The sequence below is a fragment of the Streptomyces capparidis genome, from assembly GCF_054782095.1.
This window is the reverse complement of sequence record NZ_BAAGTD010000011.1, coordinates 1-20,313: the sequence shown is the minus strand read 5'-3', so window position 1 is coordinate 20,313 and position 20,313 is coordinate 1. Positions and strand designations below refer to the sequence as shown.

The following is a 20,313-nucleotide window of genomic DNA, read 5'->3' as shown; positions in this document are numbered from 1 at the left end:
CACTCTCGCCCGTCGGCGGAACCCTGGGTCAGCTTAACGACGCGGGGCAGTTCAGGGGATGCCCCGCAGGCGTCGATAACGCAACATCCGGGGGGCACCGGGCGGACGCGCGCGGAGCGCGGGGGCGCGCCGGGGCGGGGGCGGGCGCGGGGGCGGGCGGCGCGGCCCGCAGCCGCCCCGCCCGCCGCGGTCCCGGCCCTGGACCACCGCCGTCCCGGCCCTAGATCACCAGGCTCAGCAGCCCGGAGGTGGCGAAGCCCGCCACCGAGAGCACCGTCTCCAGGACGGTCCAGGTGCGCAGGGTGTCGCGCTCGGAGATGCCGAAGTACTTCGAGACGATCCAGAACCCGCCGTCGTTGACGTGCGAGGCGATGATCGAGCCGGAGGCGATCGCGACGATCACCAGCGCCAGGTGCGCCTGGGAGTGGTCGCCCGCGTCCAGCAGCGGCTTGACGATCGCGGCGGTGGTGATGATGGCGACGGTCGCCGACCCCTGGGCGATCCGGATCACCGAGGAGATCAGGTACGACAGCACGATCACCGGCAGCCCGGCGTCGCGGAAGGTGTCGGCGAGCGCCTGGGCGACGCCGCTGGCGCTGAGCACCTTGCCGAACACCCCGCCCGCGCCCACGACCAGCAGGATCGAGCCGACCGGCTTGAGCGAGGCGGAGGTGACGGCCTCCAGGCTGCGGCGGCTCCAGCCGCGGCGGACGCCCAGCAGCCAGTAGGCGAGCAGCAGGGCCACGGTCAGCGCGACGAACGGGTCGCCGACGAACTCCAGCACCGAGCGGACGTCGCCCTTGTCCAGGGTGATGGAGGAGAAGGTGGCCAGCAGGATGAGGATCAGCGGGGTGCCGATGATCAGCAGGACGGTGCCGAGGGAGACGGGCTCCTCGGCCGGGGCGCCGTCCGGCGTGCCCGCGTCGGCCCCGTCGTCCCCGTCCGCCGGGCCGCTCCCGACCGCCGGGCCGCCCGCCGCGGCGGACTTCCCGGGCCGGGTGTCGCGCGCGGCCATCTCCGCCCGCACCGCGGCCCTGGCCTCCTCGGTGGCCTCCACCATCTCCTGCGGCACGGGCACGAAGATCCGCTCCCCCGCCCACGCGGCGAACACCCACGCCGCCGCCACCGCGGGGATCGCGCACAGCGCGCCCATGAGGATCATCCAGCCCAGGTCCACCCCGAGCAGCCCGGCCGCGGCGACCGGGCCCGGGTGCGGCGGCAGGAAGGCGTGGGTGACCGACAGGCCCGCGAGCAGCGGCAGCGCGTACAGCAGGACGGACCTGCCGCTGCGCCTGGCCGCCGCGTAGACCAGCGGGGCCAGCACGAAGATGCCGACGTCGAAGAAGACCGGGATGCCGAAGATCAGCCCGGTCAGGCCCATGGCCAGCGGGGCGCGCCGCTCGCCGAACAGGCCGAGCAGACGCGAGGAGAGCACCTCGGCGCCGCCGGAGACCTCCAGGATCGCGCCGAGCAGGGTGCCCAGGCCCACCACGATGGCGACGCTGCCGAGGATGCCGCCGAACCCGGACTGGGTGAGCCCGACGACGTCGCTGCGCTGGACGGTGCCGAACAGCTCCTCCACGCTGATGCCCGCGCCCAGGGCCACGGCGAAGCTGACGCCGAGCAGGGCGACGAAGGGCTGGAGGCGGACCTTGATGATGAGGTACAGCAGCAGGGCTATGCCCAGGACCGCGATGGTCAGCAGGCCCGCCGTGCCGTCGATCAGCAGGAGCAGGCCGCCGGTGTGCGGGGTTTCTTCCTTCATGCAGGGCTCCGGGGAAGTGGTGGTGCCGGGGGGTTTTCGGGCGCGCGGGAGCGCGGGAGGGCGGCGGCGCCGGTTTCCGGGTGCGCGGGAGGGCGGCGCGGCGGGATCGCCGGGGAGGTGGAGGTGGGGTGAGGGCCGGGCGGCCGGGGAGGCGGTGGGCGCCGGGCGGAGGATGACGCGGCCGGGGGCCGGGCGGCGGGAGGGGCCGGGCGGCGGGAGGGGGCGGGACGGGAAGGGGGCGGGCCGCGCCCGCGGTCCGGCGGGGGACGCCGGGCGCGGCCCTCGGGGCGTCAGCCCAGGACCGCCAGGGCGTCGATCTCCACCAGCAGGCCCGCGGGCAGGCCCACGTACACCGTGGTGCGGGCCGGGTAGGGGCCGTCACCCGTGGCGGCGAACCACTCGTCGTAGACGCGGTTCATCTCGGCGAAGTGGGCGGTGTCCGTCAGGTAGACGCGCATCATCACCACGTCGTCCCAGGTGGCGCCGCCCGCCTCGAGCACGGCCCGGACGTTGCGCAGCGCCTGCGCGGTCTGCTCGGCCAGGCCGGGCCCGACCGGCGCGCCGGTGGCCGGGTCGAAGCCGACCTGCCCCGCCACCTGGAGGACACCGCCCTTGCGCACGCCCTGGGAGAACCTCGCGGGCGGGGTGGGGGCCTGGTCGGTGGTGACGGCGGTTTTCTCGCTCATGTGACGTGCAGTCCTTCACGGTTGACGGTGTTCGGGGGTGCCTGGCCCGCGTACTCGCGGCTGATCGCCTCCGCGGCGGCGCGCACCCGCGGCAGCAGGGACAGCAGGTCGTCGGAGCCGACGACGACGTTGGGCGCGGAGACGGACATCGCGGCGACGACCCGCCCGTCCGCGCCCCTGATGGGCGCGGCCACGCAGTTGATGGACTCCTCGTGGCCGCCGAAGTCGGTCGCCCAGCCCTGGTCGCGCACCCTGGCCAGCTCGGCGAGAAACTCCTCGGGGCCGGTGATGGAGCGCGCCGTGTAGCGGGGGTACTCCAGCCGGGCGGCCAGCGCCCGCCGCTCGGGCTCGGGCAGGTCGGCGAGGAGCAGCTTGGCGACGGCGGCGACGGTGATCGCCACCGGCTTGCCGATCCGCGAGTACATGCGCACCGGGTAGCGGCTGTCGACCTTGTCGATGTAGACGACCTCGCCCTCCTCGTAGACGGCGAGGTGGACGGTGTGGCCGCACTCCTCGTTCAGCGCGACCAGGTGCGGGTGGGCGGTCTCCCGCACGTCCAGGTTCTCCAGCGCGGCCTGCGCCAGCGCGAACAGGCGGGCGCCGAGCCGGTACCGCTGGTCGCCCTGCCGGTAGACCAGGCCGTGCTCGTGCAGGGTGCGCAGCAGCCGCAGCGCGGTGGACTTGTGCACATCGAGGCGGGCGGCCACCTGTTCGAGGTTGGCCGGGCCCTCCGCGAGCAGCGGCAGGATGCGCAGGGCGCGGTCGACGGTCTGGCTCATGGACGTTCCTCCACCCTCGTGGCCCGCCCGGCCCACCCCGGGCCGAGCCGCAGGGCCCTCCAGGCATCTTCGTCCATGGCCGCGAGCCGGTCGGCGGCGGCCCGCGGCGGCGGTTCGGCGAGGTCGCCCGGGACGGTGAGGGCGACGGCGGCCAGCACATGGCCGTGCCGCAGCCGGGCGGGGGGCGGCAGCCCGCGCAGGGTGGCGGACAGGAACCCGGCGGCGAACGCGTCGCCCGCGCCGACCGGCTCGACGACCGCCACGTCCAGGGCGGGCTCGAACCAGGTCGCGTCCGTGCCGTCGTCCCGGCGGCAGTGCACGGTGGCGCCGGCCGCGCCCTGCTTGACCACCAGCACGGGCGGCTCCGGCAGGGCGGCGCGCACGTCCGCGGGCGTGGCGGCCCGGCGTCCCGCGGCGCCCCAGGCGGCCTCGGCCTCGTCCTGGCCGACGAAGACGATGTCGCAGCGCCGGGCGATCTCCGCGAGCTCCGCCGGGTCGCCGCCGCGGCCCCACAGCGCCGGGCGGAAGTTGACGTCGAAGGAGACCAGCGGACGGCCGGGGCCCGGCTCGACGAGCCGGCGCACCAGGGCGCGGCAGGAGGCGGACAGAGCGACGGTGATCCCGGACAGGTGCAGGATCCGGCCCGACCAGGCCAGCGCGCGGGGCACCAGGGCGGGCGACATGGCGGCGGCGGCCGAGCCGGTGCGGTAGTAGGCGACGGCGGTGCGCCCGGGCAGCCGCTCCTTGAAGTAGACGCCGGTGGGGCGCTCGGGGTCGCGGGCGACGTGGGCGGTGTCCACGCCCGCGGCGGCGATCTCGGCGAGGAGGTGGTCGCCGAAGCCGTCGGCGCCGACCCGGCTGAGCCAGCGCGCGCTGTGGCCGAGGCGGGCGAGGCAGCAGGCGACGTTGGACTCGGCGCCGCCGATGCCGCGGTGGAAGGTCGGCACGTCGGCGAGCGGCCCCGGGCGGTCGGGCAGGAACGTGACCATCGACTCCCCGAGGCACACCGCGTCCACGGCGGCGGGGGCGGGGGCGGCGGCTGGTGGGGTCACGTCTGCTGGGGTCCTCGCTGTGTCGGGGCGGCCCGGTGCGGGGCGCCTGTGCCGGGTGCTCGATCGTTCGCCGGGTGTGATCCGGCTGTGATGGGGTGCGCGCGGTGGCGGCGGGCGGGGCGTTGACCACCCGTGAGCGGGATGTTAGACAGCAGGAAGCATTCCATGCAATGACTGTTGCAAGCTTTGCAACGAGAGAGGCGGGGACGTGACGAAACCCGTGGCGGCGCCGGACGCCCTGGCGGACGAGCGCGTGGACTGGCGGTTCAAGGGGCTGCCGCCGCAGGCCGAGGGCCGCACCGTCGGCGAGCTCGCGGCCGAGCGGCGCGACCTGTTCACCGGCGGGTTCACCACCCCGCTGCTGACGCTGTCCGGGCCCGCGCTGGAGCACAACCTGGCGCTGCTCGGCCGGTGGACGAAGGAGCGCGGCCTGGCGTTCGCGCCGCACGGCAAGACGTCGATGGCGCCCGGCCTGTTCGCGCGCCAGCTCGCCCACGGCGCCTGGGGCATCACCCTGGCCGTGCCGAGCCAGGTCCGGGTGGCGCGCGCGTTCGGCGTGCCCCGGGTCTTCCTGGCCAACGAGGTGGTGGACGGCGCCGCCCTGGCCTGGCTCGCCGGCGAGCTGGCCGCCGACCCCGGTTTCACCTGCGTCACCTACGTCGACTCGGTGCGCGGCGCCGAGCTGATGGACGCCGCCCTGCGCGCGGCCGGCGCCACCCGGCCGCTGGACGTGGTCGTGGAGCTCGGCTGCGCCGGCGGGCGCACCGGGGTGCGGGACGAGGAGACCGCCGACGCGGTGGCCGACGCGGTCGCCCGCTCGGGCGTGCTGCGCCTGGTCGGGGTGGCGGGCTACGAGGGCGAGCTGCCCGAGAAGACGCCGCCGGCGGTCCGCGCCTGGCTGCGCCGCCTGGTGGCGCTGCTGGAGCGGTTCGACGCGGCCGGCCGGTTCGAGCAGGCGGAGCGGATCGTGCTCAGCGCGGGCGGCAGCGCCTGGTTCGACGCGGTCGCCGAGGTGTTCGAGCAGGCCGGCGGGGCGAGCCGGCCGCTGCTGAAGCTGCTGCGGTCCGGGGCGTACGTGACCCACGACGACGGGCACTACCGCGAGGTCACCCCGTTCAACCGCCTGCCGGGCGGGGACGGGCTGCACCCGGCCTTCCGGCTGTGGGCGCAGGTGGTCTCCCGCCCCGAGCCGGGCCTGGCCTTCCTCAACGCGGGCAAGCGCGACGCCCCGTTCGACCTGCACCTGCCGCGGCCGCTCCAGGTGCGGGGCGCCGACGGCGAGGTGCGGCCCGCCACGGGGATGCGGGTGACGGCGCTCGCCGACCAGCACGCGTTCGTCCACCTGGAGCGGGGCGCGGAACTGGAGGTCGGCGACTGGGTGGGGCTCGGGCTCTCCCACCCGTGCACGGCCTTCGACAAGTGGCAGTTGATCCCGGTGGTGGGCGCGGACGGCACGGTGACGGACTTCGTCCGCACCTGGTTCTGAGACCTCCCCGGCCCGCTCCCGGGCGGCGGCCCCCGCCCGGGACCACGGCACCTCCCCGCGTCTCCTCACGAGAAGGGCACCTGTCATGGATCTGGTTCTGCGCGGCGCACGGGTCGTCGACGGCTCGGGCGGGCCCTCGCACCTGGCCGACGTCGGGATCACCGGGGGGCGGATCACCGAGATCCGCCGCCCCGGCGGCCCCCGCCTGTCCGGCCGGGCCGCGCTCGACTGCGACGGCCTGGCCCTCGCGCCCGGCTTCGTCGACATGCACGCCCACTCCGACCTGGCGCTGCTCACCGACCCGGCGCACGAGGCGAAGCTCGCGCAGGGCGTCACGCTCGAGGTCGTCGGGCAGGACGGCCTGTCCTACGCCCCCGTGGACGAGCGCACCCTGCCCGAGGTGCGCCGCCAGATCACCGGCTGGAACGGCGACGGCGCGGACGTGGACTTCGACTGGCGCTCCGTCGGCGAGTACCTGGACCGCCTGGACCGGGGCTTCGACGGGCAGGGCATCGCCGTCAACGCCGCCTACCTGGTCCCGCAGGGCACGGTGCGCATGCTCGCCGTCGGCTGGGAGGACCGGCCCGCAACCCCGCGGGAGCTGGACCGGATGCGGGAGCTGGTGGCCCGCGGCCTCGCCGAGGGGGCCGTCGGCATGTCGTCCGGCCTCACCTACACGCCCGGGATGTACGCGGACGAGGCGGAGCTGACCGAGCTGTGCCGGGTGCTCGCCGGCTACGGCGGCTACCACTGCCCGCACCACCGCTCCTACGGCGCGGGGGCGCTGGAGGCGTACGCGGAGATGGTGCGGGTCGCCCACGCCTCGGGCTGCGCCCTGCACCTGGCCCACGCCACCATGAACTTCGGCGTCAACAAGGGCCGGGCGGCCGAGCTGCTCGCCCTGCTGGACGCGGCGCTGGAGCAGGGCGCCGACGTGTCCCTGGACACCTATCCCTACCTGCCGGGCTGCACCACGCTCGCCGCGATGCTGCCGAGCTGGGCCACCGAGGGCGGCCCCGAGGCGGCGCTGCGGCGGCTGGCCGACCCCGCGCAGTGCGAGCGGATCCGGACGGTGCTGGAGGAGGAGGGCTCCGACGGCTGCCACGGGGTGCCCATCGAGTGGGACACCATCGAGGTGTCGGGGGTGGCGGACCCCTCGCTCGCCGGGTACGTGGGGCTCACGGTGCGGCAGGCGGCGGAGCGGGACGGGGTGCCGCCGTTCGAGGCCGCGCGGCGGATCCTGGTGGCGGACAAGCTGGGCACCACGATCCTCCAGCACGTCGGGCACGAGGAGAACGTGCGGGCGATCATGCGGCACCGGGTGCACACCGGCGGCAGCGACGGCCTGCTGGTCGGGGCCAAGCCGCACCCGCGGGCGTACGGCACCTTCCCCCGCTACCTGGGCACCTATGTGCGCGAGCTGGGGGTGCTCGGCCTGGAGGAGTGCGTGGCGCACCTGACCTCGCGCCCCGCGGCCCGGCTGCGGCTGCCCGACCGGGGCCTGGTCCGCGAGGGGTACCGGGCGGACCTGGTGCTCTTCGACCCGGACACGGTGGCGGCGGGCGCCACCTTCGCCGCGCCCCGCACCCCGCCCACCGGGATCCCGCACGTGCTGGTGGACGGGCGCCTCGCCGTCCGGGACGGCCGCCGGACGGACGAACTCGCCGGGCGCTCGGTGCGGCGCGCCCCGCGCGGCTGACCCCGGGGCGCCCCGCCCCGACCAGCGCGAAGGGGGCGCGGGCGGGGGCGCGGGGGACGGCAAAGAGCGTCCCAGTCCTCCCCCAAGTGGGCAAAAACACGTGCGCCCGGGACGGTGCGCGCCCGTAAGGTAACCGGCATGCAGCAGGTGATCCAGTCCACGAAGCTCGCAGGCGTCTGCTACGAGATCCGCGGTCCGGTGCTCGAGGAGGCCATGCGGCTCGAGGCCGAGGGCCACCGGATCCTCAAGCTGAACACGGGCAACCCGGCCCCGTTCGGCTTCGAGTGCCCGCCGGAGATCCTGGAGGACATGCTCCGCACCCTCGGCGACGCGCACGGGTACGGCGACGCCAAGGGCCTGCTGCCGGCGCGGCGGGCCGTGATGCAGCACTACCAGACCAAGGGCGTGCCCCTGGACGTGGAGGACGTCTACCTGGGCAACGGGGTCTCCGAGCTGATCCAGATGTCGATGCAGGCGCTGCTCGACGACGGCGACGAGGTGCTGGTGCCCGCGCCGGACTACCCGCTGTGGACCGCCTCGGTGTCGCTGGCGGGCGGCACCGCGGTGCACTACCGCTGCGACGAGCAGGCCGACTGGATGCCGGACCTGGCCGACATCGAGCGGAAGGTCACCGACCGCACCAAGGCGATCGTCGTCATCAACCCCAACAACCCCACGGGCGCGGTGTACGACGACGAGCTGCTGCGCGGGATCACCGACATCGCCCGCCGCCACCGGCTGATCGTCTGCTCCGACGAGATCTACGACAAGATCCTCTACGACGGCGCCACCCACACCCCGACCGCCGCGATCGCGCCCGACCTGCTGACGCTGACGTTCAACGGCCTGTCCAAGGCGTACCGGGTCGCCGGCTACCGCTCCGGCTGGCTGGCCGTGTGCGGCCCCAAGGCGCACGCCGCCAGCTACATCGAGGGCCTGACCGTGCTGGCGAACATGCGGCTGTGCGCGAACGTGCCCGCGCAGCACGCGATCGCCACCGCGCTCGGCGGCCGCCAGTCGATCCGGGACCTGGTGCTGCCGGGCGGGCGGCTGCTGGCGCAGCGGGACGCCGCGTACCGGGCGCTGACCGACATCCCCGGTGTGACCTGCGTGAAGCCCAAGGGCGCGCTGTACCTGTTCCCGCGCCTCGACCCGGCCGTCCACAAGATCAAGGACGACCGGCAGATGGTGCTCGACCTGCTGCGCACCGAGAAGATCATGATCGTGCAGGGCACCGGCTTCAACTGGCCGGAGCCGGACCACTTCCGCCTCGTGACGCTGCCGCGCGCCGAGGACCTGACGGACGCGGTGACCCGCATCGGGCGGTTCCTGGACGGCTACAGCCAGCACTGAACCGGCACCGAACCGGCACAGAACCGGCCGAACCGCTCACCGACCACCCGGGAACACCGCGAGTCGGCTCGCTTTTTAGACACAGTCCAAGTTAGGATGGCATTCAGGCACCCGCTCCTCAGGCACTCCCGGGAGGTCACCGTGTACGAGCCGATTCGCGCCAGGTCGGTGCACACCATGACCGAGCCCGCCGTCCCCCGGCAGTCGCGCGCCGAGCACCTGCGGTCCCAGCTCGCCGGGCACCTCGCCGCGCTGCTCGCGGTCACCGACGAGCTGCGCGCGATCGACGGCACCCAGGACCTGACGGACGCCGCCCGGGAGATCGCCGAGCGGATCGCGCAGCTCAGCCCCGAGACCGCGCCCGTGCGGATCTGGGAGGGCACCCGCCCCGGCGACGGGCCTGGCCGTGCCGCGCTGCACCGGCAGGCGCACACCCTCGCCGGCCGCGTCCTGGTCGTCGCCGCCGCCCGCCAGGACACCACCACCGCCATGCTCGCCTGCCGCCGCATGGAGGCCCACGCCCCGGCCACCCCCGACACGGCGGTGGCGCCGGCGGCCTGACGGCGCACATGTGAGGAACCGGAGGGCGGCGCCCCCGACGACGGCTGCCGCGGCCGCCGGGGGCACGGCCCCCGACGGGGCCGGGGCGGGGGTCGATGGCGGGGGTCCGGGGGCGGAGCCCTCCGGCTGCCGGAGGAGCCGCCCCCGGACCCCCGCCGCCGCCTACCGCTCCAGTCGCTCCACCAGCCTGCGGTACTCCTCCCACAGTTGCGGCGGCGTGTGGTCGCCGAAGGTCTCCAGGTGCTCGGGGATCAGCGCGGCCTCCTGCTTCCAGACCTCACGGTCCACCGACAGCAGCAGCGACAGGTCCTCCTCGGAGATGTCCAGGCCCTCGGTGTCCAGCGCCTCCCTGGTCGGCAGCACGCCGATCGGGGTCTCCACCCCTTCGGCCCTGCCCTCCAGACGCTCGACGATCCACTTCAGCACCCGGCTGTTCTCGCCGAAGCCCGGCCACACGAACCGCCCGTCGGCGTCCTTGCGGAACCAGTTGACGTAGTAGATCCGCGGCAGCTTCTCCGGGTCCGCCCGCTCGCCGAGCCGCAGCCAGTGGGCGAAGTAGTCGCCCATGTTGTAGCCGCAGAACGGCAGCATCGCGAACGGGTCCCGGCGCAGCTCGCCGACCTTGCCCTCGGCCGCCGCGGTCTTCTCGCTGGCCACGTTGGCGCCGAGGAAGACGCCGTGCCGCCAGTCGAAGGACTCCGTCACCAGCGGGACCGCGCTGGCCCTGCGCCCGCCGAAGAGGATGGCCGAAATCGGCACGCCCCTGGGGTCCTCCCACTCGGGCGCGATGGTCGGGCACTGCGCCGCGGGCACGGTGAACCGGGCGTTGGGGTGGGCGGCGGGCGTGCCGGACTCGGGCGTCCAGTCGTTGCCCCGCCAGTCGGTCAGGTGGGCCGGGGGCTCCTCCGTCATGCCCTCCCACCACACGTCGCCGTCGTCGGTGAGGGCGACGTTGGTGAAGACGGCGTTGCCCCACAGGGTCTTCATGGCGTTGGCGTTGGTGTGCTCGCCGGTGCCCGGCGCCACGCCGAAGAACCCGGCCTCCGGGTTGATCGCGTACAGCCGCCCGTCCTCGCCGAAGCGCATCCAGGCGATGTCGTCGCCGATGGTCTCCACCGTCCAGCCGCGGGTGGTGGGCTCCAGCATCGCGAGGTTGGTCTTGCCGCAGGCGGAGGGGAACGCCGCGGCGACGTACTTCGGCTCGCCCCGCGGCGGGGTGAGCTTGAGGACCAGCATGTGCTCGGCCAGCCAGCCCTCGTCACGGGCCATCACCGAGGCGATGCGCAGCGCGTAGCACTTCTTGCCCAGCAGCGCGTTGCCGCCGTAGCCGGAGCCGTAGGACCAGATCTCCCGGGTCTCGGGGAAGTGGGAGATGTACTTGGTGGTGTTGCACGGCCACGGCACGTCGGCCGCCTGCTCCCCGTCGGGGCCCGGCTCCAGCGGGGCGCCGAGGGAGTGCACCGCCCGCACGAACTCGCCGTCCTCGCCGAGCTGCTCGAGCACGGCGCTGCCCATGCGGGTCATGGTGCGCATGGACACGGCGACGTACGGGGAGTCGGTGATCTCCACGCCGAGCGCGGACAGGGGCGAGCCGAGGGGGCCCATGCAGAACGGGACGACGTACATCGTCCGGCCGCGCATGGAGCCCTCGAAGATGTCGGCGAAGATCGCCCGCATCTCCTCGGGGTGCTTCCAGTGGTTGGTGGGCCCGGCGTCCTCCTGCCGCTCCGAGCAGATGAAGGTGCGGTCCTCCACGCGGGCCACGTCGGAGGGGTCGGAGGCCGCGTAGTAGGAGTCGGGGCGCTTGACGGGGTCGAGCCGCTTGAACGTGCCCTTCTCGACCAGCAGGTCGCACAGGCGCCGGTACTCCTCCTCGGATCCGTCGCACCAGACGATCTCGTCGGGCCGGGTCAGGTCGGCGATCCGCCCGACCCACTCGAGGAGACCCTTGTGACGGGTGGGCGGAGTGCCGCCGGAGGGTTGGGCCGAGGGTTTGGGAGAGGGAGCCGCTTTCTCGCGTGCCACGATTGCTCCGTTCCGCCGATTCCGCACGAATCGGCGTCAAGGTTGAGGGTTTCGCGGATGTTACTACCCGCTTGTCTCCACAGCGTGGAGGGGCCCCTTGGGGGCGACGACCCGGACGCTTCATGGCAATCGTCCGGTGTCGAGCATGCCAAAGATCAGCATTTAAGGCGACAGCCCCACTTGTCCAGCAAATCCGTGGTGACCAGGACCACTCTTTACTTAGAAGTAACTTACGTGCGCGTAGGTAAAGTGCACTCATGACAGCAGAGGAGACATCTCCGCCCGCGGCGCGCTCCGCCGCTGCCGCCCCCGCGATCCCTGCCGCCGCGAACACCCCGTCAGCACCTCCCGCCGAGCACACCGCCCCCGGTGCTCCGCGGATGCCCCACATGGAAGTCGCCAAGCCGAAAATGCGCGGCTGGCTGCATCTGGGCATGTTCCCCGCGGCCGTGGTCGCGGGGATCGCCCTGGTCGCGCTCGCCGGTTCTCCCCGGGCCCGCGTCGCCTGCGCGATCTACGCCGTCACCGCCTGCCTGCTCTTCGGTGTCAGCGCCCTGTACCACCGCGGCCATTGGGGGCCGCGCGGCAACGCCGTGCTGCGGCGCCTGGACCACTCCAACATCTTCCTGATCATCGCCGGCACCTACACGCCGCTCACCATCCTGCTGATGCCCAACGGCCGCGGTGAGCTGCTGCTGTGGCTGGTGTGGGCGGGAGCGCTGGCCGGCATCGCGTTCCGCATCCTGTGGGTCGGCGCTCCCCGCTGGCTGTACACACCGTGCTACATCGCGCTGGGCTGGGCCGCCGTGTTCTTCCTGCCCGACTTCCTGCGCACCGGCGGCATGGCGGTGCTGGTGCTCGTGGTCGTCGGCGGACTGCTCTACAGCGCCGGCGGAATCGTGTACGGCATCAAGCGGCCCAACCCCTCACCTCGGTGGTTCGGCTTCCACGAGGTGTTCCACTCCTTCACCCTGGCGGCGTTCGTAACGCACTACGTGGGCATTTCGATCGTCGCCTATTCGCACTCCTGACCACGCGGGCCCCCGCCCGCACCGGCCCGGCCGCGGCGCGCCCGGCCCCGCCACGCCCGCCAGCGGCATCCCGTACGGCGCCCAGGCGGCGGGCACGGCAGGGCCGCCGCGGCGCACCGCGAGGGTGCCGCGGGCCGGGCCGCAGCGCGGGCAGGTGCCGGACGTGAGCGCCGCGTGCACCGTGCGGTGCGTGGCCCGGGAGGGCGAGGACGCGTACCCGGCCACCACCGCCGCCCCGACCAGCGCGAGCCCCAGCACCGCCGCCGCGCCGCCGAGGAGGAACCCGGCGGCCAGCAGCGCCGGGGCCGCACCGACCCAGAGCCGGTGCCCGAAACGATGAGGTGCCTTCATACCTTCCCCCTTCACAGGACTGCCGCCTTGCGTTCGCGACCATCGTCACTGATGGCATACCGCTGTAGAACCCAGAGTGACAGACCCCACCGACAATCACGCTCGAACAACCGTCGGACTTACGCCAAATCAGGCAGGCGCCCCACGGCTCAACTGCCGCGCGCTGACCGGAAATCGACGCCATGACACCCGTGCGCACCGCCTCTGGGGGCACGACCGCGGGCCCGCCGTCCCCGTGCGCCGCCCCGGGGGCGGCACCCGCCGGGCCCGGGCTGCGGGAGCGGAAGAAGGCCAGGACGCGGCTGGCGATCCGCCGCGAGGCGTACCGCCTGTTCGCGCTGCACGGCTGGGACGCCACCACGGTGGAGCGGATCTGCGCCGCCGCCGAGGTCTCCACCAGCACCTTCTTCCGCTACTTCCCCGCCAAGGAGGACATCGTCCTCACCGACGAGTACGGCGGCCGGGTGGCGGCGGCGCTGCGCGCGCGGCCCGCCGACGAGCCGGTGCCGGAGTCCCTGCGGCAGGTCGCACGGCAGGTGCTCGGCGACTACCTGGCCGACTCCCGGGAGGAACTGCGGGTGCGGATACGGCTGTTCCGCGAGGTGCCCGCCCTGCGGGCCAGGACGGCGGGCACCCTGGAGCCCTGGCGCGAGGCGGTGCAGGAGACCGTGGCCGCGCGCACCGGGCACGCCCCCGGTTCGCTCCCCGTACGGGTGGTGAGCGGCGCGCTGGTGGCCGCCCTGGCGGAGGCGTTCTCCGGCTGGCCGGAAGACGCGGGCCCGGAACGGCTGTTCGCCGACGTGGACGCCGCGCTCGACCTCCTGGGCCGGGGTCTGGCCGCGGAGCCGTGAGCCCCGCGGCCGTCCCTCACGCCGGAACCGTGCCCGCGCCGAGCCGCTCCGCCAGTGCCTGCGGGTCGGCCGTCGGCAGCTCACAGGTGAAACCCCGGCACACGTACGCCGCCGGACGTCCCGACAGCAGCGGCCGGTTGCGCAGCACCGGCGCGGCCTCGTCCGCGTCCGGCTCGCCCACGGCCACCACCGCGCCCGGCGCCGTGCCCACCAGCGCGGCGCGGTGCAGCGCCCGCGTGGCCGGGTCGCCGGCCGGGCCCACCACGGCGACCTCGCGCGGCCCGTCCCGCAGCGCCTCGGCGACCGCCAGGCCCCACCCGATGAACCGCGGCGCCCGCACCGCCAGGGCGCGCACCACCCCGAGCGCCCGCCCCGCCGCCTCCCGGTGCCGGGCGGAGCCGGTGAGCGCGGCGTAGGACAGCAGCGCGCCCGCCGCGGCCGTCCAGCCGGAGGGCGCGGCGTTGTCGGTGGGGTCCTGGGGGCGGCGGATCAGCCGCTCCGCGTCGTCCGCGGTGTCGTACAGGGCGCCGCCCTCGCCGGTGAACCGGGTGAGGACGGTCTCCAGCAGCACCTCGGCGAACGTCAGCCACGACGGGTCGCCGGTGACGCCGTGCAGGGTGAGCAGGCCCTCGGCGACGTCGCCGTAGTCCTCCAGCACGCCCGCGCTGTCCCCGGCCCGGCCGTCCCGCGACGTGCGCAGCAGCCGGCCGCCCACCAGGTGCACGCTCACCAGCAGGTCCGCCGCGGCCTCCGCGGCGTCCACCAGGTCGGGCCGGTCGAACAGCGCGCCCGCCTCGGCGAGCGCGGCGATCGCCAGCCCGTTCCAGGCCGCCACCACCTTGTCGTCCCGCTCCGGGCGGGGCCGCGCCCCGCGGGCGGCGAGCAGCGCCTCGCGCGCCCCCGGCTCCGGCCCCTCGCCCGGCAGCCCCTCGCCCGGCAGGCGCAGCACCGAGGTGCCGTGCTCGAAGGTGCCCTCCTCGGTCACCCCGTACCAGCGGGCCGCCCGGGCGCCGAGCTCGGGCCCGAGCACCTGCTCCAGTTGCCGCGGCGTCCACACGTAGTGGGCGCCCTCCACCGACCGCCCGTGCTCGTCGGGGCTGTCCGCGTCCAGCGCGGAGGCGAACCCGCCCTGGGGGGTGCGCAGCTCCCGCAGCAGGAAGTCGGCGGTGCCGAGCGCGACCCGCCGGGCCAGGTCCGAGCCGGTGGCCCGCCACAGGTGGGTGTACACGCGCAGCAGCAGCGCGTTGTCGTAGAGCATCTTCTCGAAGTGCGGCACCACCCAGGACGCGTCCACGGAATAGCGGGCGAAACCGCCGCCGAGCTGGTCGTGGATGCCGCCGCGGGCCATCGCCTCGCAGGTGCGCTCGACCATCTCCAGCGCCGCCGCGGCCCCGGTGCGCGCGTGGTGCCGCAGCAGGAACTCCAGCACCATCGACGGCGGGAACTTCGGCGCCCCGCCGAACCCGCCGTTGCGGGCGTCGAACTCCCTGGACAGCACGAGCAGCGCCGTGTGCAGCTCCTCGTCGCCGGGCGGCCGCGCGCCCTCGTCCGCCAGGCTCCGCCCGGCCAGCGCCGCAACCACCCGCCGGGCGACCTCCCCGACCTCGTCGCGCCGCTCCCGCCAGGCCGCGGCGACGCCGTCGAGCACCTGCCGGAAGGAGGGCATGCCGCCGCGCGGCTCGGGCGGGTAGTAGGTGCCGAAGTAGAACGGCTCGCCGTCGGGGGTCAGGAAGACCGTCATCGGCCATCCGCCCTGCCCGGTCGCCGCCTGCACCGCCTCCATGTACACCGCGTCCACGTCCGGCCGCTCCTCGCGGTCGACCTTCACCGCGACGAAGTGCGCGTTGACCTGGGCGGCGGTCTCCTCGTCCGCAAAGGACTCGTGTGCCATGACGTGGCACCAGTGGTCAGCGGAAGCATAAGTGGCAGGACGAATATCCCACCGAAAGAAGAATGGGCACGTCCCGCCGCCTGGCTTCCTGCATCGCCTCCTCTCCCCACGGCCACCAGTCCACCGGGTTGCCGGCGTGCTGGAGGAGGTAAGGCGACTGGCTTCCGCTCAGTCTGTTCATGCCCCCACTCTCCCACGCACGGCCCCCCGCCGCCGCGCAGGCGTGCCCGGGGCGGGCGGGCGGCGGGCCCCGGGCGGGGGCGGCGGGCGGGCGCCGTGGCGGGATCGCGACGGCCGCCCGTGGGGGTGCGGCGCGGGGGGCGGCGCGCCGGGGCGGGGCAGGTCGGGGGCGCTCCCCGGGGGGTGGCATCGTCCTGTCAGCCTCCTGCACGGCAGCAGGCTGACAGCGCTACCGGATGACAGAAGTCGCCCGAACGACGAAAGATTATGGCCACGGGGGGTCGGGACGGGGAATTCACGAACCTTGCACAATGGGAGGAACCACAATGCCCACGAAGGTCATCAAGCGGCTGGCCGTCGCGTTCGTCGCCGCCATCGCCGTGGTCGCCGGGCTCTCCACGGCGGCGCAGGCCGCCAGTGTTTCCTCCACCGCCGACCACGCCGTGGTCCAGGGCCCGGCCGACAACGGCTGGGACTGACCGCGGCGGTCCTCGAACCATCCACGGACGCGGAGGGCTTGAGGTGGGGATGGGCGAGCCGACGATCCCCGGCCTGCACTGGGACGCCAACCTCTGCGCCGAGACGGCCGACCGGAGCCACACCCTTGTCGTGGCTCCCGCCTCGCTGGTGAGTGATGTCCACTTCTTCCGGCGGGACGCGTACGACGACTTCGTCGTGCACGTCGGCCACAGCACGCGGTTCACGTTCCTCGGCGCGCCCGGTCAGCCGCTGACCGGGGACTTCGTGGACTGCCGGCGCGGCTCCCCGACGCTCCGCCGCGCCGTCCGCCTCGAGTTCACCCCCGACCCGCGCAGGGTGCTGCACGTCGCCCAGGGGATCGCCATGCGGTTCCAGGGCCTGACGAACATCACCGTGCGCACCGAGAGCACCTGGTTCGCCTCCTCACCGGCCGACAACCCCCACGACGCCGGCCACCACGACATCGGAAACGACCAGATCCGAGTTCCGACCGACACCCCACCGAGCAGCTTCCCCTCGCTCAGCGTCAACGAACTGCCGCTTCCCCCGCATGTGCTGCAGATCCTGATGCGACGCCGGCTGGAGATCCTCCGTGACGGAGGGTCGTACGACACCACGTTCGACGTGGCCGTCGGCGGCGAAATGAGCGCAGGGGACCGCAGGGCGGCGCCCGTGTGACCACGGCTGGCCCCTGCGCCAGGAGCGGGGCCGGCGTGCCACCCGCCGGCCCCGCTCCTGCCACTGCTGCTCAGCGATAGGAGTAAAGCCCCCGATGCTGACCGAGCCGCACATCTTTCCACGCGAGGCGCCGCCCGGCTACTCGTACCTGGAGGATGAACCCGCGTTCCACCCGGGGACGGACTTGCAGCTCGAACAGCCCGGGGAAGTGGTCACCCTGGCCGATCTCGGCTACGACGAGGGCTTCAGGTCCGGCTACCCGTCGCAGCTCGCCGTCACCTCCTGCCTGCGGGTGCTGTCCGACACCGGCGTGGAGAAGGTCCGCGCGGTGATCAAGCGGCTGTGGCCGCACGCCGTGCACAGCCCCGACCCGCGGGTGGCCCCGGTGCTGCGCGGCGCGGTGTACCGCTCCCGGTTCCTGCGCGACCTGTCGCTGTCCCCGGACGTCGCCGCCTTCTTCAGCGCCATCGCCGGGACGGGCCTGGTCCCGACCGCGCTGCCGTTCAACCTGGCCCACATCAACTACGTCCACCCGCAGCCGGAGGCGGCCTTCGACGGCTGGCACCACGACGACAACGGCCTGGCCATGATGCTGGTGGTGCACGACCCGGCGTTCCTCGAAGGTGGCCGGTTCCAGTACTTCCACGGCACCCGGCAGGAGGCGGCCGACCACTTCCGCGAGGGGCGCGGCCTGCCACCGGAGCGGGTGGTGTCCCCGGTGATGCCGGGACCGGGGTACGCGGTGCTCATCCAGGGGTCGGCGCTGGTGCACCGGGCCGAGCCGCTGCGCTCGCCCGGCGAGCGGTTCACCCTCGGCTCCTGCTACGACACCCGCGACCTGAGCCACCCCGACCCGAACCGCACCTACTTCCTGCGCGGCCGGCCCGAGGAGCAGCTCGACCCGGACACCGAGGTAGAGCGCTTCTGCCGCTACGTGGACTTCGCCCGGCACAAGGCGTGGCGCGCCCGGGGCCGCCTGGACGACTTCCTGCGCGAGGTGCCGTGGACGGACGACCGCGACCTGATCGTGCGCCGGCTCACCGAGGCGGTGCGGGAGGTCGCCGAGGCGATCGACGTGCTGCGCCGGGGCGAGCTCGACGAGGTCGAGGTCACCCGGCTGCGCGCGGCCGAGGAGGGCCGGAGCAAGCGAAGGGTGGACTGAATGGCGTTCCCACGACGCGCACCCGCCGGGACGGCGCCGCTCCCGCCCCCGCCGGACGGCCCCGCGGCCGGAAGCCTCCGCCCGGACCGGCCGGTTCGGACCCGCCGGACGGCCCGTCCGTCCCGGTCGCCCCGCTCAGTCCAGCTCGATCCAGCCGCGCGCCGCCGCGAGCGCCCCCGCCTGGAAGCGGCTGCGCGCGCCCAGGCGGTCCATCAGGTTCGCCGCCACCCTGCGCATGGTGCGCACCGAGACGCCGAGCTTGCGCGCCACCAGCTCGTCGGTCAGGCCCTGCGCCAGCAGGCGCAGCATCTCCCGCTCCTGGGTGCTCGGCGCGTCCGCCGTGCCCTTGTCGCGCTGCCTGCGGGGCTCGCCGAGCGGCACCGCGTTCGCCCACACGTGCTCGAACAGCGCGGTCAGCGCGGCGATCATGCCGGGCCCCTGGATGAGCACCCCGCCCGCGCGGCTGTCGTCGAGGTCTATCGGGACGATGCCCAGCTTGCGGTCGTACACGATCATCCGCATGGGCAGCGCGGGGACGGTGCGGATCTCCCCGCCGAGCTCGGTCAGCCAGCGGGCGTAGCTGAGGGTCCTGGCGTCGTTCCTGACGCTGTCGAGGTAGACGTAGCGCAGCCGCACCCCGCGGCCGAGCATCTGCTCGTCGTGCGGGGTGCTGGCGTCCAGGCTGTCCTGCGACTGGCCGCCGCCCGGCTGGAAGTTGAGCACCTCGGTGTGCACGGTGGGCGCCAGCTCACCGATGCGCTCCCGCACCGCGGCGACGCCGATGAGCTGCTCGACCTCGGCGTACTGCCAGCCCGGCCGGAGCTTGGTGTACTCCGCCATCAGCGCTGCCGCCGCGGCGCGGGCCTCCTCGATGCGGTTGCGCTGCGCGACGAGCTCGGCCTCCTGACGCGCCAGCACCGCCTCCAGGCCCGCCTCGGGGCTGACGGCCCGCCACTGGTCGGGGGTGGTCAGCGACGGCCGCAGCAGCGCGGCCCGCGCCAGCTCGTCGAACGCCGAGCGCACCTGGTCGGGATCGATCGACAGACGCTCCGCCAGATCGCTGACGCCGAGGCTCGGGTCGGAGAGCATCACGCGGTAGACCGCTTCCGCCCGCTCGCTTATCCCGAACACGTGCAGCACTCTGGCCTCCCCAACCTCATGCCGGACGACTCCGAGGTCTCCGCATCGTAGGCTCCCCGCTCGTCCGTTGCCCAGTCCGCATTCAGTCCCTAAGACTCCGCAGCCCACACATCGGGGGATGACCGCCATGTACGCCTTTACCGCCCGTTTTCACGCCTTCGAAGGACATGAAGCGCCCGGTGGGGCTCCGGACATCGCCCGGCAGTTGCGCTCCACGGCGGAGCCCGACGACGGCCTGGAGCACATCTACACCCAGGCCACGCCCTTCGGGGTGTACGCGGTGCTGTTCATGAACGGCCCGGGCGCCCGGGCCGCGGAGGACGCCGCGGTGGAGGTGTGCCGGGAGGCGCTGCGCCGCGGGGAGCTGCGCGGCTGGGACTTCACCTGGCAGGGTCCGGAACGGGCACTGAACGCGGCGGCGTCCTGGTAGGGGGGAGACCACTCCCCCCGGGCGCGGCGCAGGCCCCGCCCGCGGCGGTCACGAGGGGAGCCAGATGTCCGGTCGTCCGGCGGGCAACGGTGGGCAGCACGGCGCCGCGTTCGCGCGCGAGGAGCATCTGCGGGTGTTCGACGCCCTGGTGGAGCGGGTCACGGACGATCCGGCCCGGCGGGAGCGCGCGCGTGCCGCGGCGGCCCGGGTCGCGGCCGGGTCCTTCCCCGAGTACGCCGCGTACCTGCTGGCCTCGGGGGCGGCGCGCGGGCAGGGCCGGTTCCCCGCGGGGGCGGCGGGGGCCGCGGGCGCCGGGTTCGGGGCGCTGGGCGCCGCGGTGGAGCTGGCGTCGGGCGCCGGTCCCGCGATGGCCGCGGGGATGGGGGCGCTGGCGTGCGCGGCGGGGGTGACGGGGGCGCTCGCGGGAGGGCCGCGCCGGGCGCGGGCGCTGCGGGAGGAGCGGGCCAGGCGCAGGGAGTGGATCGCGGCGCTGCGGCGCGAGCTGGAGGCGTTGCTGGCCGAGGCCGGGGAGCCCTCCCCGGCGGGCGGGGACGGCACGGGGCGGGCGGACGGCGCCCGCGAGCACGAGGCCGTGCCGGACGGCGCCCGCGAGCACGAGGCCACGGCCGCCGCCGTCCCCGAGGCGTCGCCGCGCACCCGCCCCGAACCTGCCGCGCCCCGGCCCGCCCCCGCCCCCGCCCCCGGCGCGCTGG

Annotated in this window: 16 protein-coding genes and 2 pseudogenes; 11 read left to right on the top strand and 7 right to left on the bottom strand. The window is 74.6% G+C overall.

Annotation, left to right across the window (positions count from 1 at the left end):
• Positions 1 to 220 precede the first annotated feature (220 nt).
• From ACYVO2_RS11495 to ACYVO2_RS11480, 4 genes are all read right to left on the bottom strand, one after another.
• Entirely contained in the window at positions 221 to 1,765 is a 1,545-nt protein-coding gene (locus ACYVO2_RS11495; protein WP_461007594.1) for a GntP family permease, read from the bottom strand.
• A 290-nt stretch (positions 1,766 to 2,055) separates the two neighbouring features.
• Positions 2,056 to 2,451 carry a RidA family protein gene (locus ACYVO2_RS11490; RefSeq protein ID WP_461007593.1) on the bottom strand — a complete coding sequence of 132 codons (396 nt, stop codon included), beginning with the start codon at positions 2,449 to 2,451 and terminating at the stop codon, positions 2,056 to 2,058.
• Positions 2,448 to 3,230, bottom strand: coding sequence for an IclR family transcriptional regulator (locus ACYVO2_RS11485; RefSeq protein ID WP_461007592.1), 783 nt, complete (start codon positions 3,228 to 3,230; stop codon positions 2,448 to 2,450). The genes ACYVO2_RS11490 and ACYVO2_RS11485 overlap by 4 nt, the downstream gene beginning before the upstream one ends.
• Complete coding sequence (locus ACYVO2_RS11480) at positions 3,227 to 4,282, bottom strand: sugar kinase (RefSeq protein ID WP_461007591.1); 1,056 nt, start codon at positions 4,280 to 4,282, stop codon at positions 3,227 to 3,229. The genes ACYVO2_RS11485 and ACYVO2_RS11480 overlap by 4 nt, the downstream gene beginning before the upstream one ends.
• A 208-nt stretch (positions 4,283 to 4,490) precedes the next feature.
• Between ACYVO2_RS11480 and ACYVO2_RS11475 the strand changes: the two genes are divergently transcribed.
• From ACYVO2_RS11475 to ACYVO2_RS11460, 4 genes are all read left to right on the top strand, one after another.
• Positions 4,491 to 5,768 carry an alanine racemase gene (locus ACYVO2_RS11475; RefSeq protein ID WP_461007590.1) on the top strand — a complete coding sequence of 426 codons (1,278 nt, stop codon included), beginning with the start codon at positions 4,491 to 4,493 and terminating at the stop codon, positions 5,766 to 5,768.
• Between the two features lie 85 nt (positions 5,769 to 5,853).
• Positions 5,854 to 7,467 (top strand): N-acyl-D-amino-acid deacylase family protein, encoded by a 1,614-nt coding sequence (locus ACYVO2_RS11470; RefSeq protein WP_461007589.1) that lies wholly within the window; start codon positions 5,854 to 5,856, stop codon positions 7,465 to 7,467.
• Positions 7,468 to 7,605: 138 nt separating this feature from the next.
• Entirely contained in the window at positions 7,606 to 8,820 is a 1,215-nt protein-coding gene (locus tag ACYVO2_RS11465; protein WP_461007588.1) for a pyridoxal phosphate-dependent aminotransferase, read from the top strand.
• Positions 8,821 to 8,961: 141 nt separating this feature from the next.
• Positions 8,962 to 9,381, top strand: a complete 420-nt coding sequence (locus ACYVO2_RS11460) for an SCO4983 family protein (protein WP_461007587.1) — start codon at positions 8,962 to 8,964, stop codon at positions 9,379 to 9,381.
• 162 nt (positions 9,382 to 9,543) lie between these two features.
• On the opposite strand, the gene ACYVO2_RS11455 is transcribed toward ACYVO2_RS11460, so the two are convergent.
• A complete protein-coding gene (locus tag ACYVO2_RS11455) occupies positions 9,544 to 11,406 on the bottom strand; it encodes a phosphoenolpyruvate carboxykinase (GTP) (protein ID WP_461007586.1) in 1,863 nt (620 codons plus the stop codon).
• A gap of 380 nt (positions 11,407 to 11,786) precedes the next feature.
• Here ACYVO2_RS11455 and trhA point away from each other — a divergent pair, with 380 nt between their 5' ends.
• Entirely contained in the window at positions 11,787 to 12,437 is a 651-nt protein-coding gene (gene trhA / locus ACYVO2_RS11450) for a PAQR family membrane homeostasis protein TrhA (protein WP_461007585.1), read from the top strand.
• Between the two features lie 533 nt (positions 12,438 to 12,970).
• Positions 12,971 to 13,639 (top strand): acyl-CoA-like ligand-binding transcription factor, encoded by a 669-nt coding sequence (locus ACYVO2_RS11445; protein WP_461007584.1) that lies wholly within the window; start codon positions 12,971 to 12,973, stop codon positions 13,637 to 13,639.
• A gap of 16 nt (positions 13,640 to 13,655) precedes the next feature.
• On the opposite strand, the pseudogene ACYVO2_RS11440 reads toward ACYVO2_RS11445, so the two are convergent.
• Positions 13,656 to 15,711 (bottom strand): annotated as a pseudogene (locus tag ACYVO2_RS11440) (thioredoxin domain-containing protein).
• Positions 15,712 to 16,036: 325 nt separating this feature from the next.
• On the opposite strand from ACYVO2_RS11440, the gene ACYVO2_RS11435 reads away from it, so the two are divergent.
• The 3 genes from ACYVO2_RS11435 (at position 16,037) to ACYVO2_RS11425 (ending at position 18,030) form a co-directional block, all read left to right on the top strand.
• A complete protein-coding gene (locus ACYVO2_RS11435) occupies positions 16,037 to 16,189 on the top strand; it encodes a hypothetical protein (RefSeq protein WP_461007583.1) in 153 nt (50 codons plus the stop codon).
• A gap of 49 nt (positions 16,190 to 16,238) precedes the next feature.
• A complete protein-coding gene (locus tag ACYVO2_RS11430) occupies positions 16,239 to 16,868 on the top strand; it encodes a hypothetical protein (RefSeq protein ID WP_461007582.1) in 630 nt (209 codons plus the stop codon).
• Between the two features lie 94 nt (positions 16,869 to 16,962).
• Positions 16,963 to 18,030, top strand: a complete 1,068-nt coding sequence (locus ACYVO2_RS11425) for a HalD/BesD family halogenase (protein WP_461007581.1) — start codon at positions 16,963 to 16,965, stop codon at positions 18,028 to 18,030.
• A 135-nt stretch (positions 18,031 to 18,165) separates the two neighbouring features.
• On the opposite strand, the gene ACYVO2_RS11420 is transcribed toward ACYVO2_RS11425, so the two are convergent.
• Positions 18,166 to 19,161, bottom strand: coding sequence for a LuxR C-terminal-related transcriptional regulator (locus ACYVO2_RS11420; RefSeq protein ID WP_461007580.1), 996 nt, complete (start codon positions 19,159 to 19,161; stop codon positions 18,166 to 18,168).
• 136 nt (positions 19,162 to 19,297) lie between these two features.
• On the opposite strand from ACYVO2_RS11420, the gene ACYVO2_RS11415 reads away from it, so the two are divergent.
• Positions 19,298 to 19,600, top strand: a complete 303-nt coding sequence (locus ACYVO2_RS11415) for a hypothetical protein (RefSeq protein WP_461007579.1) — start codon at positions 19,298 to 19,300, stop codon at positions 19,598 to 19,600.
• Positions 19,601 to 19,664: 64 nt separating this feature from the next.
• Positions 19,665 to 20,313 (top strand): annotated as a pseudogene (locus ACYVO2_RS11410) (hypothetical protein); the annotation flags it as partial.